The sequence below is a fragment of the Arenimonas aestuarii genome (assembly GCF_054781715.1).
In genome coordinates, this window is sequence record NZ_BAAGTW010000006.1 from 235,410 (window position 1) to 252,459 (window position 17,050).

The following is a 17,050-nucleotide window of genomic DNA, read 5'->3' on the forward strand; positions in this document are numbered from 1 at the left end:
GACTGGCAGGGGCTGCGACGCACGGCCCGGAACGGCGCGGCCATCCCGTGGCCGGACCTGGCCCGCGGCGCCGTGCCTTTCTTCCTGAACGGTCGCCCGGTAGAGTCGGGAGGCTAACCGGGGGAGCAGACGGATGAGCCTGGCGGATTTGCGCGTACTGCTGGTGGAAGACCACGGCTTCCAGCGCCGGCTGGGACTGCGCCTGCTGGGCGACCTTGGCCTGACCCACCTGCACGAAGCGGCCGACGGCTTCCAGGCGCTGGACCTGCTGCGCAGCCTGCCCGAGGCACCCGACGTGGTGCTGGTGGACCTCGACATGCCCGGCATGGACGGCGTCGAGTTCATCGGCCTGGTCGCCCAGGACCGCCTGGCGCACTCGATCGCCGTGGTCAGTGCCATGGAGCCCGCCCTGCTGCACACCGTGCAGGTGATGGCCAAGGCCTCGGGCCTGCGCGTGCTGGGCTGCATCGAAAAACCGCTGACGCCGGGCAAGCTCACCACGGTGCTGTCGCTTTACGAAGGCGGCCCGGGGCCCTCGGTCGTGCCCAGCGACGTCGAAGTTTCCCTTGAACAGGTCCGCGAGGCCCTGTCCCGTGGCGACATCACCGCCGCTTTCCAGCCCCAGGCCGAGTTCGGCAACGGCAAGATCGTCGGCGTCGAAGCCCTCGCGCGCTGGCGCCTGGACGACGGCCGCACGGTGCCTCCCGCGGTATTCGTCCCGCTCATGGAAGCCGGCGGCCTGGTGGACGAACTGACCGGCCTGATGCTGGTCCAGGCCTGTGCCTGGTCAAAACGCTGGCAGGCCCGCGGCCTGGACCTGCGTGTTTCCGTGAACGTGTCGGCCCAGAACCTCACTGGCCCGGAAGTCGCCGACCGCTATGAGGCGGTGCTGCGCGAACACGGCGTCAGCCCCGACCGGATCGTGCTCGAGATCACCGAAAGTTCGGTGATGAGCGACACCGCGCGCGGCCTCGGCATGCTGGCGCGCCTGCGCCTGAAGGGTTTCGGCCTGAGCGTGGACGATTTCGGCACCGGCTATTCGTCGCTCTCGCAGCTTTCGCAGATTCCCTTCACCGAACTCAAGATCGACCGCGGCTTTGTCTCCGGCGCGCCCACCCAGCCGCGCAAGCGCGCCATGATCGAAACCAGCCTCGACCTGGCCCGCAAGCTGGACCTGTGCGTGGTGGCCGAGGGCGTGGAAACGGTGGACGAATGGCAGCTGCTGGCCCAGCTGGGCTGCGACTTCGCCCAGGGCTACCTGATCTCCGCGCCGGTGCCGGGGGATGAGCTGCCCGACGCCATCCAGCGCTGGCGCCAGACCCACCACTAGGGACGCGCATGGCAGCCACCGGACGGCCCCGTTTCGGCATCCGGCTGCAGCTGCTGGGGCTGTTCGGGTTGCTGCTGCTCACCGGTGCCGCCGTGCTGGCCCTGGACGAATACGAGCGCCAGCAGAACCAGGCGGCGCTGCTGGCGCTCAAGGACGAGTCCCTGGCCGGCCTGCGCCGCATCAAGGCAGTGTCGGACGCCTACGGCATGGACATCGTCGACACCACCTTCCGTGTCCGCAACCACCTGCTCAGCTGGGAAGAGGGCCTGCAGGTCGTCGACCACGCCCGCCTGCGCATCCGCGACCATTGGCAGGCCCTGGAATCGATGCCGCTGACCGAAGAGCAGGCGCAGATCTTTGCCCAGGTGCAGCGCTCGAAGGTGCGCGCCGACACCGCCGCCGAAACCCTGCGCCAGACCCTGGTGCAAAAGGACATCGTCGGCCTGGGCCGATTCGCCGACACCGAGCTCTACCCGGCCATCGACCCGGTGACCATCCGCATGAAGCACCTGGGCGACCTCGAGATGATCGAGGCCGAACAGAAGGTCCGTGCCCAGGCCAAACGCGCCCAGCGCACGGCCTGGCTGCGAACGGGCCTCAGCTTCGCCACCCTGCTGGTGGTGGCCGTGGTCGGCCGCAAGCTGCTGCGCAACATCTACAAGGGGGTCGAGTCGCTGACGTCGCTGGCCCAGCAGATGCGCCGGCACGACTACCAGGGGGTGCCGCGTTATTCGCCCGCGGGCGAGCTCGGTGACGTCATGGACGCCTTCCTGGTGATGCGCGACGACGTGCGCAAGTACGAAGCCGAACTCAACGAGCAGCTGGCCCGCAACGAACAGGTGCGTACCGCGCTGATCGAACGCGACATGTTCCAGCGCTCGCTCTTCGCGGCGGCGCGGGTGGCGATCATGTCCATGGACACGCAGGGCCAGTTCACCAGCTTCAACCCGCAGGCCGAACGCATGACCGGGCACCGCTGGCAACAGATGGTCGGCCGGGCCGGGCTCGAGCGTCTGGTCAGCCCCGCCGACCTCGACCGGCTTGCGTCCGGCCTGGCGGCCACGCGCGACCACGCGGTGCCTGCCGATGCCCGCCTGTTCCCGATGCTCATCGACCAGGAGCCCGATCCGCTGGAGCTGGAATTCGTGCACAAGGACGGTGAAACCGTACCCGTGCTGCTGGCCACCTCGCCGGTGCGCGATGCCGCCGGCCACACCGTCGGCTACCTGGCCGTGGGCACCGACCTCACCCAGATCAAGCAGCTCGAACAGCGCCTGCGCGCCAGCGAGACCCGCGCCCTGGAAGCCAGCGAAGCCAAGTCCAGCTTCGTCGCGGCCATGAGCCACGAGATCCGCACGCCGATGATCGGCGTCACCGGCATGCTCGAAGTGCTCTCGCACAGCCAGCTCGACGAGGACCAGCGCCACACCATCGCCGTCATCCAGCAGTCGGCGCGTTCGCTGCTGCAGATCATCGGGGACATCCTGGACTTCTCGAAGGTCGAGGCGGGCCGGCTGGAGCTGTCGCCGACCACGCTGTCCCTGCCGCGTCTGCTGCAGTCCACCGTCGCCAACTTCAGCGGTTCGGCGTCGAGCAAGGGGCTCGTGCTGCTGTGCCAGGTGGACGACCGCGTCGGCCCCGCCCATCGCGCCGACGGCCTGCGCCTGCGCCAGGTGCTGGGCAATTTCCTGTCCAATGCGATCAAGTTCACCGACAAGGGCGTGGTGGAGGCGGCGCTGGAATGGAGGGGGCGCGAAGGTGACGGCGACCGGCTGCGTTTCCGGATCACCGACACCGGTATCGGCGTCACGCCCGAACAGCAGGCGCGCCTTTTCCAGCCGTTCTCGCAGGCCGAGGGCAGCACCACCCGGCGTTACGGCGGCACTGGCCTGGGCCTGGTCATCTCCCGGCGCCTGGCGGAGCTGATGGGCGGCGAGATCAGCATGGAAAGCACGCCGGGGGCCGGCACCACCGTCTGCCTGGACCTGGTGCTGCCGCGCGGCCTGGAATCCGAACTCGAACCGGAGCTGCCGGCCGACCCCACCCAGGGCTTCCTGGCCCGGCCCCTGCCCGACGTGGAGGATGCCCGCGCCGAAGGCAGCCTGGTGCTGATCGTCGACGACCATCCCACCAACCGCCTGGTGGTGGCCCGCCAACTGGCCCTGGCCGGTTACGCCAGCGAAAGTGCCGAAGATGGCCGCCAAGGCCTGGAGGCCTGGCGCACCGGACGTTATGGCCTGGTGCTGTCGGACGTGCACATGCCGGTGATGGACGGCTACGAATTCGCCCGCGCGCTGCGCGAGGAAGAAGCCGCCCGCAACCTCAGGCACACCCCGGTGGTCGCCCTGACCGCCGCTGCCCTGAAGGGCGAAGCCGAGCGCTGCCTGGCCGCGGGCATGGATGCCTACCTGGCCAAGCCGGTGTCGATATCCGAACTGGTGGCGACCCTGCAGCGCTGGATGCCGCACACCGTGCCGCTGTCCGCCGACGTCCGGTCGGGCACGCCGCTGCCGCAGGTCTCAGGCGATCCGCTGCCGCTCGACCCTACGGTGCTGGCACCCCTGACCGGCGGCGACCCGGCGGAAACCAAGGCCCTGCTGGACGATTTCCTGGCCGCCACCGCCCAGGACCTGCAGGGCCTGGACACGGCGCGCGCCGCCGGCGACCTCGAAGGCCTGGCCAGGCAGGCACACAAGATAAAAGGCGCCGCCCGCCTGGTCGGCGCCCAGCCACTGGCGGAGGCCGCACAGGCCGCCGAAAGCGCCGCCAAGGCGGCGGACTGGGCGCAAGTCCTGCCCACTTGTGCCGACGTGGCGACCGCCGTCGAGCGCTTGCGCCGTCACATCGGCTAGGGGCCGGTCAGTACCCGGCGGCGTGGCCGTCCTTGCGGCTTTCCGAGGCGCCGGCATAGACGCCCGTTTCCGGGTCGCGCGCGATCGCCTGGTAGCCGCCGTAGGGACCGTTGGCGAACTCGACGGAGTGGCCCATGCGCATCAGCGCCCGGATGGTTTCGTAGGGGAAGCCGGTCTCGAGGTTGAGCACGCCGCCGGTGTTCATTTCCACCATCTGGCCGGCCGGGTCGGTGCTGCCGTCGTGATGGATGCGCGGCGCGTCGCCGGCTTCCTGCAGGTTCATGCCGAAGTCCACCAGGTTCATCACGACCTGGGCGTGGCCCTGCGGCTGCATCGCGCCGCCCATCAGGCCGAAGCTGACCCAGGGCTTGCCGTCCTTGGTGATGAACGCGGGAATGATGGTGTGGAAGGGCCGCTTGCCCGGCGCGAAGCTGTTGGGATGGCCCGCCTTGAGCACGAACTGTTCGCCGCGGTCCTGGAAGATGAAGCCCAGGCCCGGCGTCGCCATGCCGCTGCCCATGCCGCGGTAGTTGGACTGGATCAGCGAGACCATCATGCCGTCCTTGTCCGCGGTGGTCAGGTAGATGGTGTCGCCGTGCTGCAGGATGCCGGCGTCCACCGCGCGCGCGGCGCGGTCGGGCTTGATCAGTGCGCGGCGCTTGGCGGCGTAGTCCTCGGAAATGAGTTCCTCGACCAGGGCCCGGGCCTTGGCGCGGTCACCGTCGCGGGCGGGGAAATAGTCCGGGTCGGCGTACCAGCGCGCGCGGTCGGCGAAGGCCAGTTTCTTGGCTTCGACGAACAGGTGCACGTGCTCGGCGCTGCCGAATTCGATCTTCGAGAAATCGAAACCTTCCAGGATTTCCAGGATCTGCAGCGCGGCGATGCCCTGGCCATTGGGCGGAAGTTCCCAAACGTCCACGCCGCGGTAGTTGGCGCTGGCGGGCTCCACCCACTCGCCCTCGTGCGCGGCCAGGTCCTCGTAGCGCAGGAAGCCCTCGTTCTCGCGGAAGTAGGCGTCGATGCGGCGGGCGATGTCGCCCTTGTAGAAGGCGTCGCGACCCTCGCGGCCGATGGTCTCGAGCGTATTGGCGAGGTTCGGGTTCTTCCACAGTTCGCCGGTGCGCGGTGCACGTCCGTCGATGGTGAACTGCTCGGTGAAACCCGGCCACTTCGACAGCAGCGGCACGCTGCGGCCCCAGTAGTAGGCGATGGTGTCGTGCACCGGGTGGCCCGCTCGCGCGTAGCGCACGGTTGGTGCCAGCACGTCACTCATCGGCAGCTTGCCGAAGCGGCCGTGCAGTGCGAACCAGCCATCCACCGCGCCCGGCACGGTCACCGGCAGCGGGCCGTGCGACGGCACCGAGGCGTGGCCGTTGTCCTGGAACCACTTCAGCGTCAGGCCCCTGGGCGAGCGTCCGGAGCCGTTGTAACCGTGCAGCTTCTGCGTCTTCGGGTCCCAGACGATGGCGAACAGGTCGCCGCCGATGCCGTTGCCGGTGGGTTCCATCAGGCCCAGCGCCGCATTGGCGGCGATGGCGGCATCCACCGCGCTGCCGCCCTGCTTCATCACGTCCAGCGCGATCTGCGTGGCCAGCGGGTGCGAGGTCGCGGCCATGGCCTCGGGCGCATAAACCACCGACCGGGTGGCGAAAGGCTGGCCGGTGACGCGGTCCGCGGCCGGTGCGGGCGCCGCCAGCAGGACCAGGCAGCACATGAGGCAGGCGGGCATGACTTTCATCGTTAGGCTCCGGGCGGTGATTGGGTGAAGATAACGCACTGTCCCCGATACCAAGCGAAGGAAACGTCATGCGCGTACTGGCCCTGGCTCTGTCCTGCCTGCTGCTCACCGCCTGCGGGGGCGAGCCCGCGCCCGCAGCTGCTCCCGATGCCGCCGGACAATCGGCCGCTGATCCGGCCGCCGTAGCCGCCGAGCTCAACACCCTGCTGGCCGACTGGCACGAGGCCGAGCTCAAGGCCAACCCGATCAAGGCCACCGCCCTGGGCGACCTGCGCTACAACGACCAGCTGCCCGACTTCTTCTCGGCCAGCTTCCGCGAACAGGCCGAAGCGCGCGAACGGGAGTTCCTCGACCGCATCCAGCGCCTGGATCGCGACGCCCTGGCCGGCCAGGACCGGCTCAGCTACGACGTCTTCGTCAGCGACCGCAGCCTGTCGCTGGAAGGCACGCGTTTCCCGGCCTGGATGCTGCCGGTGAACCAGATGGGCAACTACGGCAGCTTCTTCGCCCAGCTCGGTTCCGGAAAGAGCCTGCAGCCCTTCAGCGAGGTCAAGCACTACGACGACTTCCTGGCGCGCATCGCCGCCTTCCCCGCCATCAACCAAAGCGCCATGGCCAACATGCGCGAAGGCATGGCCCAGGGCGTGGTGCAGCCCCGGCCGGTGGTCGAGAAGTCCATCCCGCAGTTCGCGGCGCACGTCGTCGAGCGTGCCGAGGACAGCGTGTTCTGGGGGCCGATCGCCAACATGCCCGAAAGCTTCCCGGCGGAAGACCGCGAGCGGCTGACCGCGGCCTACCGTTCGGCGATCATGGACACCCTGGTGCCGGAATACGCCACGATGCGCGACTTCCTGCGCGAGCAGTACCTGCCCGCCGCGCGTGAAGGCGTGGGCATGCTGCACCTGCCCGACGGCAAGGACTGGTACGCCTACAGCGTGCGTACCCAGACCACCACCGGTCTGTCCCCGGAAGACATCCACCAGTTCGGCCTGGACGAAGTGGCGCGCATCCTGGCCGAAATGAACGCGGTGCGCGAGCAGGTGGGCTTCGAAGGCGACCTGCCGGCCTTCTTCCACCACCTGCAGACCGACGACCGCTTCTACTTCAAGACGGCCGAAGAAGCGCTGCAGGCGTATCGCGACGTGCAGGCGAAGATCAACCCGGCGCTGCCGCAGCTGTTCGACATCTTTCCCAAGGCCGACTACGAAGTGCGCGAAGTCGAAGCCTTCCGCGCCGAATCCTCGGCCGGCGCGTCGTACATGGCGGGCACGCCGGACGGGTCGCGGCCGGGCGTGTTCTACCTCAACACCTTCAACCTGCGGGCCCAGCCCAACTTCCTGGTCGAAACCCTGTCCATCCACGAAGCCTCGCCGGGCCACCACTTCCAGGTCTCGATCCAGCAGGAGCTCGAGTCGCTGCCGGCTTTCCGTCGTTTCGGCGGCTACACCGCCTACGCCGAAGGTTGGGCGCTGTACGCTGAATCGCTGGGCAAGGAAATGGGTCTCTTCACCGACCCCTACCAGTGGTACGGCCGCCTGAGCGACGAGCAGCTGCGCGCCATGCGCCTGGTGGTGGACACCGGCCTGCACTACTACGGCTGGAGCCGCGAGCAGGCGATCGAATACATGATGCAGAACTCCTCGATGGCCGAATCCGACGTGGTGGCCGAAGTCGAGCGCTACATCGTCATTCCAGGCCAGGCGCTTTCGTACAAGGTGGGCCAGCGGGTCATCCGCGAACTGCGCGACGAAGCCGAGGCCGAACTGGGCGACGACTTCGACGTGCGCGCCTTCCACCGCCAGGTGCTGGCCGACGGCGCGCTGCCGATGGGCGTGCTGCAGACCAAGATCCGCGAGTGGATCGCCAGCGAAAAGGCCGCCCGCGCCGGCTGACCGGCGCACCCGCATGGCTGCCTTCGACGCCTTCGCGCTGATCCTGGCGATGCTGGCCCTGGGGCTGGTGTTCCAGCGCCTGCGCCTGTTCCCGGACAGCGCGCCGGAGGTCCTGAACAAGGTCGTGTTGTACGTGTGCCTGCCGGCGGCGGTGCTGCGCTACGCGCCGCGGCTGGAACTGGGGCCCGAGGTGATCGCGGTGGCCGCGGTGCCCTGGGCCCTGCTGGGCGCTACCGTGCTGGTCGTTTCCGGCGTGACCCGGCTGCTGGAGCTGCGCCGCGACCAGCACGCGGTGCTGCTGCTGTGCGTGGCGCTGGGCAACACCAGCTTCCTGGGTTACCCGCTGGTGCGCGCGTTGCTGGGCGAAGACGCGCTGCCGTACGCGGTCATCTACGACCAGTTCGGCGCCTTCCTCATTCTTTCGACCTTCGGCCTGTACGTGCTGGCGCGCTACGGCGGCGACGCCGAGCCCACCTGGCGCGACATCGCGCGGCGCATCGTCACGTTCCCACCCTTCCTGGCGCTGGTGTTCGGCCTGACGCTGATGCCGGCTGACCCGCCGGCATGGATCGGCGGCGGCCTGCAGCGCCTTGCCGACGCGCTGCTGCCGCTGGTGGTGCTGGCGATTGGTCTGGGCCTGAAACTGAAACTGCCGCGCGACGAGCTCAAGCCGCTGGCGGCGGGCCTGGCGCTGAAACTTCTGGTGATGCCGGTGCTGGCGCTGCTGCTGGTGGCCTGGCTGCCGATGGACGCCGTCGCCGCCGACACGGCGGTTCTTGAGTCGGCAATGCCACCGATGATCACGGCCGCGGCGCTGGCGATATCGCACCGTCTGGCACCCAGCCTGGCCTCGGCGCTGGTGGGTTACGGCATCCTGCTTTCACTCGCCACGCTGCCGGCCTGGGCGTGGTTGTTGAGCCGACTCTAGGCGCGCATTCAGGCGCGACGTGCCGGCCAACGGGGCGCTTTGACCGGCGCCCCCGGGAAGGCTTCGCGAGGGAAACCGCCCCTGCGGGGGAGGGCTAGTCTGCCGGCACCGTGCGCCCACTCGCCCAGGCGCGCAGGGCGTTGACCTGTTCGGCCATCAGCACGCTCAGCGGGCGGGTGGCGCCGACTTCGGTGACCACGCGCGCTTCGTCCACCGGCACGCCGTCGGCATGGGCGGAATAAAGCGCGCTGACGACGGCCTGTTCGATCTCGGCGCCCGAAAAACCGTTGGCGGCGGTGGCCAGCGTGTCGAGGGAAAAACCTTCCCAGTCCACCTCGCGCTTTTCCAGGTGCAGCCGGAAGATGTCGGCGCGGGCGGCGTGGTCGGGCAGGTCGACGAAGAAGATCTCGTCGAAGCGACCCTTGCGCAGCAGCTCCGGCGGCAGGTCGTTCACCGCGTTGGCAGTGGCGACCAGGAATACCTTGGACTTGCGTTCGGCCATCCAGGTCAGGAAATAGCCCAGCACGCGCCGCGACACGCCGCCGTCCTCGCTGCTGCCGGAGGCGGCGAGGCCCTTCTCGAGCTCGTCGATCCACAACACGCAGGGGGAGAGCTGTTCGGCCGAGGCCAACGCGTCGCGCAGGTTCTTTTCGGTTTCGCCGTGGTACTTGTTGTACAGGGTGCCGAAATCCAGCCGCACCAGCGGCACGCCGAAGCCGCCGGCTACCGCCTTGGCCGCCAGCGACTTGCCGCAGCCCTGCACGCCCAGCAGCAGCATGCCCTTGGGCGGGTCCAGGCCCGGTGGCAGCGTGTCGGCGGTGAAGGCGGCGCGGCGCTGGTTCACCCAGGCCTTCAGTCGCGTCAGCCCGGCCACGTCTGCGAACTGCGCGGTGTCGTATTCGAAGTGCAGGTGGCCGGACTTGTTGAGCATCTCGAACTTGAGCTTGGCCAGTTCCGGCAGGTCGCCGGCGTGCAGCGCGCCGTCGGTGAAGATCAGGTGCCGGGCCAGGCGTCGCGCTTCGGTCAGCGACAGGCCACGCAGGTTGCGCACGATGGCCTTGAGTGCGTCCTGGTCGACTTCGACGCGTTTGCCGCCGTGTTCGCGCATGTACAGCGCAGCTTCGTCCTTGACGGTCTTGAGCAGCGCGTTTTCGTCGGGCAGCCGCAGCGAGAAGCGCACCGCGTGGTGCTCGAGGTCGGGCGGCAGTTCGATCTTCGCGCCCACCAGCACCAGGGTGTGGCCCAGGCTGCCGCGGCGCTCCATGGTTTCGCGCAGCAGGCGCTGGGTGGTGGCGTAACCGAGGTAGGGGTGGAAATCGAGCAGCAGGCAGACGCTGCGCTGGTCCAGGTCGCGGATCGCACGCAGGGTGGTGGTGGCGTCTGGCGAAGCGATCGGCGGGTCTTCGCCGTCCAGGTCGACCCGGCGCAGGCCTTCGGTGATCGACCACCGGTAAAGCGGCCGCCAGACGTTCATCAGCAGGTGCCGGAACAGGTCCACCACGCGCGGCTCGTCGGGGGTCTCGATGACGATCAGCGCCGTGTTGGCGCGCACCAGCGAGGTCAGGTCCTGCAACTCACTCATCCAGCCGTCCTTGCAATGGGGTCAGGGAACATTAGCGCCAAAAACGCCCGCCATGATGCCCGCACCCGGACACCAATGCATGTTTCAAGCGTTGATGGCCCCTGCGCCCATCGGCAGCAGTCGGCGGGCGATGGCGGAGCCGGCTTCGCGGCCGTCGAAGACGGCGGTCACCACCAGGTCGGCACCCCGGACGTTGTCGCCGCCGGCAAAAACCTTCGGATGCGAGGTGGCGCCATCCGGGCCGCGGGTGGCGACGTGGCCGCGGGCGTCGAGTTCGATGCCCTGGCCGGGCCACCAGGACGCGGGGCTGGCGCGGAAACCGAATGACTGGATGACCACGTCGGCCGCGATGGTTTCCTCGCTGCCTGGCACCCGCTCGAGCGCGCCGGCCCGGCCGCTGCCGGCACGGGTGGCGGCCAGGGTCACGCCGGTCACGGCGGCGCTGCCTTCGATGGCCAGGGGCTGGCGATGGAACAGGAAATGCACGCCTTCGGCGCGGGCGTGTTTCACCTCGCGCGCCGAGCCGGGCATGTCGGCTTCGCCGCGGCGGTAGGCGCAGGTCACCTGGGCGGCACCCAGGCGCACGGCCGAACGCACGCAGTCCATCGCCGTGTCGCCGCCACCAAGCACCAGCACGCGCCGGCCGGCCAGGGCGATGGGCGCGTCGTCGGCGTGTTTTTCGCCGCGTTGCCGGCGCGCGTTCGCGACCAGGAAAGGCAGGGCCGACAGGACCCCGGGCAGGTCCTGCCCCGGCAGGCCCGCGTCGACCGGTGATGTCGCACCGGTGCCCAGGAACAGCGCGTCGTACTCGCGCAGCAGCTCGGCGCCCAGCGCCGCGTCCACGTCCACGCCCAGGTGGAACTGAACGCCCATGCCTTCGAGCACCTGCCGGCGCACGTCCATGACCGACTTTTCCAGCTTGAAGGCGGGGATGCCGTAGCTGAGCAGGCCGCCGATCTGGGCATGGCGGTCGAACACATGCGCCTGGATGCCAGCCCGCGCCAGCCGGTCGGCGCAGGCCAGGCCGGCCGGGCCGGCGCCGATCACCGCCACGCGTTTGCCGCTGGGCCGCACCGCCGACAGGTCGGGGCGCCAGCCCAGGCGGAAGGCCTCGTCCACGATGTACTTCTCGATCGCGCCGATCGTCACCGCCTCGAAGCCGGTGTGCAGGGTGCAGTCGCCTTCGCACAGGCGGTCCTGCGGGCAGACGCGGCCGCAGACTTCCGGCAGCGGGTTGGTGGAATGCGCCAGCTCGGCGGCCTCGAACAGGCGACCTTCGCGCACCAGCGCCAGCCAGTCCGGGATCGGGTTGTGCACCGGGCACTTCCACTCGCAGTAGGGGTTGCCGCAGTCCAGGCAGCGCGCACCCTGTTCGGCGGCGCCATCGGAATCGAAGCCGGCGTAGATCTCCTGCCAGCCGAGCACGCGCACGTTGGCCGGCAGCTCACGCGGCATGCGCCGCGGCACGTCCAGGAACTGGAAGGGCCGGACCTTCATGCCGCCCGCCGCAGGTCGTCGGCCAGCTGCTCGAGCGATGCGGCCTTGGGTTTGACCAGCCAGAACTTGCCGGCGACATCGCGGAAGTCCTCCAGCAGGCGGCTTGCCCACGCGCTGCCGGTGTAGCCGGCGTGGTCGCGCAGCAGGCAGCGCAGGTGGTGGCGGTGGTGCTCCATGCCTTCGGGCGTGATGCGGTGCACGTCCACCAGTTCGTGGTTGTAGCGGTCGACGAAATCCCGGTCCAGGTCGAGCACGTAGGCCAGTCCGCCGGTGAAGCCGGCGCCGAAGTTCAGGCCCGTGCGTCCCAGCACCGCCACCACGCCGCCGGTCATGTACTCGCAGCCGTGGTCGCCAACGCCCTCGACAACCGCCAGCGCGCCGGAATTGCGCACCGCGAAGCGCTCGCCCGCGCGGCCTGCGGCGTAAAGTTCGCCGCCGGTGGCACCGTAGAGGCAGGTATTGCCCATGATCGGCGCCTCGCGGGCCACGTAGCGCACGCCCGGCGGCGGCCGCAGCACGATGCAGCCGCCGGCCATGCCCTTGCCGACGTAGTCGTTGGCGTCGCCGGTGAGTTCGATGAACAGGCCGCCGGCGTTCCAGGCGCCCAGGCTCTGGCCGGCGTGGCCCGACAGTCGCAATCGGATCGGTGCCTCGGCCATGCCCTGGTTGCCGTGGAGGCGCGCGATCTCGCCCGACAGCCGTGCGCCCAGGCTGCGGTCGCGGTTGCGCACGGGGAAGTGGAAGTCGCCGCCGGCGCCGGCCTGCAGCGCGGCCTGGGTTTCCTCGAGCATGCGCGCCGCCAGCTCGCCGGTGTCGCGCGGGGGATTGCGGAGCTGCTGGTTATGGCGGGCGTCGTCGCCCTTGCCGCTGGCTGCCTGCAGGATGGGCTCCAGGTCGATGCGGCGCTGCCGCGGCGTCTCGCCCGGCAGGCGCTCAAGCAGGTCGGTGCGGCCGATCAGGTCTTCCAGCCGCGCCACGCCCAGCCGCGCCAGCCACTGGCGCACGTCGTCGGCGACGAAGCGGAAGAAATTCATCGCCATCTCCGGAAGGCCGATGAAATGGTTCGCGCGCAGGCGCGGATCCTGGGTGGCGACGCCAGTGGCGCAGTTGTTCAGATGGCAGATGCGCAGATAGCGGCAGCCCAACGCCACCATCGGCGTGGTGCCGAAGCCGAAGCTCTCGGCGCCCAGGATGGCCGCCTTGACCACGTCGCGCCCGGTCTTGAGGCCGCCGTCCACCTGCAGGCGCACGCGCCCGCGCAGGTGGTTCAGGCGCAGCGTCTGCTGCACTTCGGCCAGGCCCAGCTCCCAGGGCGTGCCGGCGTGGTGGATCGACGACAGCGGCGAGGCACCGGTGCCGCCGTCGTGGCCGGAAACGGTTATCAGGTCGGCATAGGCCTTGGCCACGCCCGCCGCGATCGTGCCGATGCCGGCGTGCGACACCAGTTTCACCGACACCAGTGCGGACGGGTTCACTTCCTTGAGATCGAAGATCAGCTGCGCCAGGTCCTCGATCGAATAGATGTCGTGGTGCGGCGGCGGCGAGATCAGGCCGATGCCCGGGCGCGCGTGGCGCAGCGCGGCGATGGTGGCGTTGACCTTGTGGCCGGGCAGCTGGCCGCCTTCGCCGGGTTTGGCGCCCTGGGCGATCTTGATCTGCAGCACTTCGGCATTGACCAGGTACTCGGGTGTCACGCCGAAGCGGCCGGAGGCCACCTGTTTGATCTTGCTGCGCTTCTCGCTGCCGTGGCGGGCCGGGTCTTCGCCGCCTTCGCCCGAGTTCGAGCGCCCGCCCAGGCGGTTCATGGCGATCGCCAGCGCCTCGTGTGCTTCCGGCGACAGCGCGCCCAGCGACATGCCGGCCGAATCGAAGCGGGCGAGGATCGCTTCCGCCGACTCGACGGCGTCCAGTGGCAGCGGCGATTGCGCCTCGCGCAGCTGCAGGAGGTCGCGCAGCGCCGCCGGGGCGCGGCCATCCACGTGCGCGGCATACCTGCGGTAATCGGCGCTGTCGCCGCTGCGCACCGCCTGCTGCAGGCTGTTGATGACGTCGGGGTTGAACATGTGGCTCTCGCCGCCGACCACCAGCTTGTGCCGGCCACCCGGTGCCAGGTCCGGCGCCGGCGCCCAGGCCAGGGCCGCCAGCTCCCGCGCCTCGGCTTCGAGCTCGGCGAAACCGGCACCCTGGATGCGGCTGGGTATGCCCGGGAAACACAGGGAAACCACCTCGTCGGCGAGGCCGACGATTTCGAACAGCTGGGCGCCGCGGTAGCTGGCGATCGTGCTGATGCCCATCTTCGACAGGATCTTCAGCAGGCCCTTCTTGATGCCGCGCCGGTAGCTGCGTCCGAGTTCGGCCGGGGCGTTGCCGATCTTGCCGGCGACCACGCCCGACCGCCCCAGTGCCGCGATCGTCTGGTAGGCCAGGTAGGGATAGACGGCCGTCGCGCCCACGCCAACCAGGCAGGCGATCGCATGCGCGCCGCGGGCGGCACCGGTTTCCACCACCACGTTGGCCCTGCAGCGAAGGCCGGTGGCGACCAGGTGGTGGTGCACCGCGCCGGTGGCCAGCAGGGCCGGCACCATGGCCTGGCCGGGTTCGGGGTAGCGGTCGGTCAGCAGCACCAGCGCCGCGCCGGCACGCACCGCGGCCTCGGCCTCGTCGCGCAGGCGCAACAGGGCCTGTTCAAGTGATTCCCCGACCCGCAGGCCAAGCCTGAGCAGCGAATGCGCATCCGAGAACCGCGGCATCGCCAGCAGCTGGCGCAATTTCCGCTGGCTCAGCACCGGCGAGTTCAGCAGCACCTGCACGGCGTTGCCGGGCGTGTCTTCGAAGACATTGCCTTCCGGGCCCAGCTGGGTTGCAAGCGACATCACCACCTGTTCGCGCAGCGGGTCGATCGGCGGATTGGTGACCTGGGCAAACGCCTGGCGGAAATAATCGTGCACCGGCCGGATAAGGTGCGACATCACCGCCAGCGGGGTGTCGTCGCCCATCGAGCCGGTGGCTTCCTGCTCGGTTTCGGCCAGCACGCGCAGTTCGGATTCGCGTTCTTCCCGGGTCAGCTGGAACAGCACCTGGAAGCGCCGCAGCGTTGCCGGGTCCATGGGTTCGGCCGCCAGCGAGGGATCGACCAGGCTGGTCGACAGGTATTCGACACCCTGCTTGAGCCAGGTCTTGTAGGGCGCGCGCGCCTTGTTGATGGCGTCGATGTCCTCGTTGCCCAGCAGTTGGCCACGGCCGAAATCCACCGCCAGCATTTCACCCGGGCCCAGCCGGCCACGCGCCACCACGGCCTCGTCGGGCACGTCGCAGACGCCGGTTTCCGAGGCCACCACCAGCACCTGGTCGTCGGTGAGCAGCCAGCGCGCCGGCCGCAGCCCGTTCCGGTCGAGCGTGCAGGCGGCGTAGCGTGCATCGCACATCACGATGCCGGCGGGACCGTCCCAGGGATCGCTGGAAAGCCCGTGGTACTCGTAGAACGCCGCCAGGTCCGGGTCCTTGTACTCCAGCGAGGAGGTGGCCGGCGGCACCAGCAGGCGCATGGCCTGCAGCAGGTCCATGCCGCCCATCAGCAGCAGCTCGAGCATGTTGTCCAGGCTCTGGGAGTCCGAGCCTTCCAGCGAAACCAGCGGCTGCAGTTCGCCCAGGTCGAAGTGCGGCGTGCGCCAGTGCGCCGCGCGGGCCAGGGCCCAGCAGCGGTTGCCGGCGATGGTGTTGATCTCGCCGTTGTGCGCCAGCACCCGGAAAGGTTGGGCCAGGGCCCAGGCCGGCGCCGTATTGGTGGAAAAACGCTGGTGGAAGACCACGGCCGCGCTGGCCAGGTCGGGGCGGGCCAGGTCCGGGAACAGGGACGGCAAGGCCGCCGGCAGCACCATCGCCTTGTAGGCCAGGGTCGCCGCCGACAGGCTGGCGACGTAGAAGCCCGGCTGCCCGGCCAGGGTCCGCTCGGCGGTGCGCCGGGCCAGGAAGAGCCTGCGTTCGAAGTCAGCGGCGTCGCCGTCGTCCGGGCAATGCACGAACACCTGCGCCATCCGCGGCAAGCCGCGCCGGGCCACCTCGCCGCAGGCCGACTGGTCCACCGGGACCTCGCGCCAGCCGGAAACGGCCAGGCCCCGGGCCTGCAGGGCCCCGGCCAGCGCCCCCCGGCAGCGGGTGTCGCCGGCCTCGTCGTCGGGCAGGAACACCAGGCCGCAGGCATCACCCGGCCGCCAGGCCAGGCCGGCTTCGGCGGCGACGGCGGCCAGGAAGGCGTCGGGTCGGCGCAAAAGCAGGCCGCAGCCGTCGCCGCTGCGGCCGTCCGCGGCCACGGCACCACGATGGGTCAGCCGGTCGAGCGCCACCAGGGCGGCGTCCACGATCGCCCGCTGCGGGCGGTCGTCGAGCCGCGCCACCAGGCCGAAGCCGCAGCTGTCGTGCTCGAACGCCGGGGAATACAGCCCCGGGGCTGGCGATGTGGTCATGCGCCCCCCGCGGAAACCGATGGATTCTTTCAAGCTCACACACTCGTCTAGAGTTTCTGCTCGGCCGCCGTTCCCAGGCCGTGCCGGCCGGGGTAGAGTGGACCTTCGTCCCGCAGCGGAGTCCCGTTGATGCGCACGATCCTGGTCGCGAGTTCGAAAGGCGGCGCCGGCAAGTCCACGGTCGCCACCAACCTGGCCGCGCATTTCGCGCTCGATGGCAAGGCCACGGCCATCCTGGACGCCGACAAGCAGAAGTCGTCCACCCACTGGTGCGAGAAGCGCGCCTTCCTCGACTCCGCGGTACTGCCGCTCGACGGCTGCCGGCGCAACTGGGACAAGCACCTGCCCGACGGCATCGCCCGGCTGGTGGTCGACGCCCCCGCCGGCGCCATGGGCGGCGACCTCAAGGATTTCCTCGACCGCGCCGACGCCGTCGTGGTGCCCGTACTGCCCTCGGCGATCGACATCGAGGCGACCGTGCCCTTCCTCGACAGCCTGGTCACCCACCCGCGGGTGAAGAAGGGCAAGCTGCCCGTGGGCCTGGTCGGCAACCGGCTGAAACCCTGGACCAGCGCCTCCCAGCAGGCCATGGCCCAACTGCAGGCCTGGCCCTACCCCCTGGTGGCCCAGCTGCGCGACACCCAGGCCTACGTGCTGCTGGCCGGCCTGGGGAAATCCGTATTCGACTACCACTCCGAGCAGGTGCGAAGCCATCAGGATGACTGGGCTCCGCTGCTGCGCTGGCTCAAAAAAGCCCTTTGACCGACA

9 protein-coding genes are annotated in these 17,050 nt (G+C 69.7%); 5 read left to right on the forward strand and 4 right to left on the reverse strand.

What is annotated here, in order from left to right; translation table 11 throughout:
- Positions 1–133: 133 nt before the first annotated feature.
- Complete coding sequence (locus ACYVJH_RS10670; protein ID WP_460454628.1) at positions 134–1,330, forward strand: EAL domain-containing response regulator; 1,197 nt, start codon at positions 134–136, stop codon at positions 1,328–1,330.
- An 8-nt stretch (positions 1,331–1,338) separates the two neighbouring features.
- A complete protein-coding gene (locus ACYVJH_RS10675) occupies positions 1,339–4,182 on the forward strand; it encodes a hybrid sensor histidine kinase/response regulator (protein WP_460454629.1) in 2,844 nt (947 codons plus the stop codon).
- Positions 4,183–4,189: 7 nt separating this feature from the next.
- Here the strand turns inward: ACYVJH_RS10675 and ggt are convergent, their stop codons facing one another.
- Positions 4,190–5,920, reverse strand: coding sequence for a gamma-glutamyltransferase (gene ggt / locus ACYVJH_RS10680; protein WP_460454630.1), 1,731 nt, complete (start codon positions 5,918–5,920; stop codon positions 4,190–4,192).
- Between the two features lie 68 nt (positions 5,921–5,988).
- Between ggt and ACYVJH_RS10685 the strand changes: the two genes are divergently transcribed.
- Both ACYVJH_RS10685 and ACYVJH_RS10690 read left to right on the forward strand, forming a co-directional pair.
- Positions 5,989–7,812 (forward strand): DUF885 domain-containing protein, encoded by a 1,824-nt coding sequence (locus tag ACYVJH_RS10685; protein WP_460454631.1) that lies wholly within the window; start codon positions 5,989–5,991, stop codon positions 7,810–7,812.
- Positions 7,813–7,825: 13 nt separating this feature from the next.
- Positions 7,826–8,740 (forward strand): AEC family transporter, encoded by a 915-nt coding sequence (locus ACYVJH_RS10690; protein WP_460454632.1) that lies wholly within the window; start codon positions 7,826–7,828, stop codon positions 8,738–8,740.
- A gap of 94 nt (positions 8,741–8,834) precedes the next feature.
- On the opposite strand, the gene ACYVJH_RS10695 is transcribed toward ACYVJH_RS10690, so the two are convergent.
- The 3 genes from ACYVJH_RS10695 to gltB all read right to left on the reverse strand — a co-directional run bounded on the left by ACYVJH_RS10695 (position 8,835) and on the right by gltB (position 16,282).
- Positions 8,835–10,322 (reverse strand): AAA family ATPase, encoded by a 1,488-nt coding sequence (locus ACYVJH_RS10695; RefSeq protein WP_460454633.1) that lies wholly within the window; start codon positions 10,320–10,322, stop codon positions 8,835–8,837.
- Positions 10,323–10,406: 84 nt separating this feature from the next.
- The gene (locus ACYVJH_RS10700) at positions 10,407–11,819 is read right to left on the reverse strand and encodes a glutamate synthase subunit beta (protein WP_460454634.1); all 1,413 of its coding nucleotides are present in this window, start codon (positions 11,817–11,819) and stop codon (positions 10,407–10,409) included.
- Positions 11,816–16,282: a glutamate synthase large subunit gene (gene gltB / locus ACYVJH_RS10705; protein WP_460454635.1), complete on the reverse strand. Its 4,467-nt coding sequence runs from the start codon at positions 16,280–16,282 to the stop codon at positions 11,816–11,818. The genes ACYVJH_RS10700 and gltB overlap by 4 nt, the downstream gene beginning before the upstream one ends.
- Before the next feature lie 129 nt (positions 16,283–16,411).
- On the opposite strand from gltB, the gene ACYVJH_RS10710 reads away from it, so the two are divergent.
- Complete coding sequence (locus ACYVJH_RS10710; RefSeq protein ID WP_460454636.1) at positions 16,412–17,044, forward strand: nucleotide-binding protein; 633 nt, start codon at positions 16,412–16,414, stop codon at positions 17,042–17,044.
- The last annotated feature ends 6 nt before the right edge of the window (positions 17,045–17,050 follow it).

Coding starts and splice junctions, on each gene's coding strand:
- ACYVJH_RS10670 (WP_460454628.1), top strand. CDS start 134: ATGAGCCTGGCGGATTTGCGCGTACTGCTGGTGGAAGACCACGGCTTC.
- ACYVJH_RS10675 (WP_460454629.1), top strand. CDS start 1,339: ATGGCAGCCACCGGACGGCCCCGTTTCGGCATCCGGCTGCAGCTGCTG.
- ggt (WP_460454630.1), bottom strand. CDS start 5,920: ATGAAAGTCATGCCCGCCTGCCTCATGTGCTGCCTGGTCCTGCTGGCG.
- ACYVJH_RS10685 (WP_460454631.1), top strand. CDS start 5,989: ATGCGCGTACTGGCCCTGGCTCTGTCCTGCCTGCTGCTCACCGCCTGC.
- ACYVJH_RS10690 (WP_460454632.1), top strand. CDS start 7,826: ATGGCTGCCTTCGACGCCTTCGCGCTGATCCTGGCGATGCTGGCCCTG.
- ACYVJH_RS10695 (WP_460454633.1), bottom strand. CDS start 10,322: ATGAGTGAGTTGCAGGACCTGACCTCGCTGGTGCGCGCCAACACGGCG.
- ACYVJH_RS10700 (WP_460454634.1), bottom strand. CDS start 11,819: ATGAAGGTCCGGCCCTTCCAGTTCCTGGACGTGCCGCGGCGCATGCCG.
- gltB (WP_460454635.1), bottom strand. CDS start 16,282: ATGACCACATCGCCAGCCCCGGGGCTGTATTCCCCGGCGTTCGAGCAC.
- ACYVJH_RS10710 (WP_460454636.1), top strand. CDS start 16,412: ATGCGCACGATCCTGGTCGCGAGTTCGAAAGGCGGCGCCGGCAAGTCC.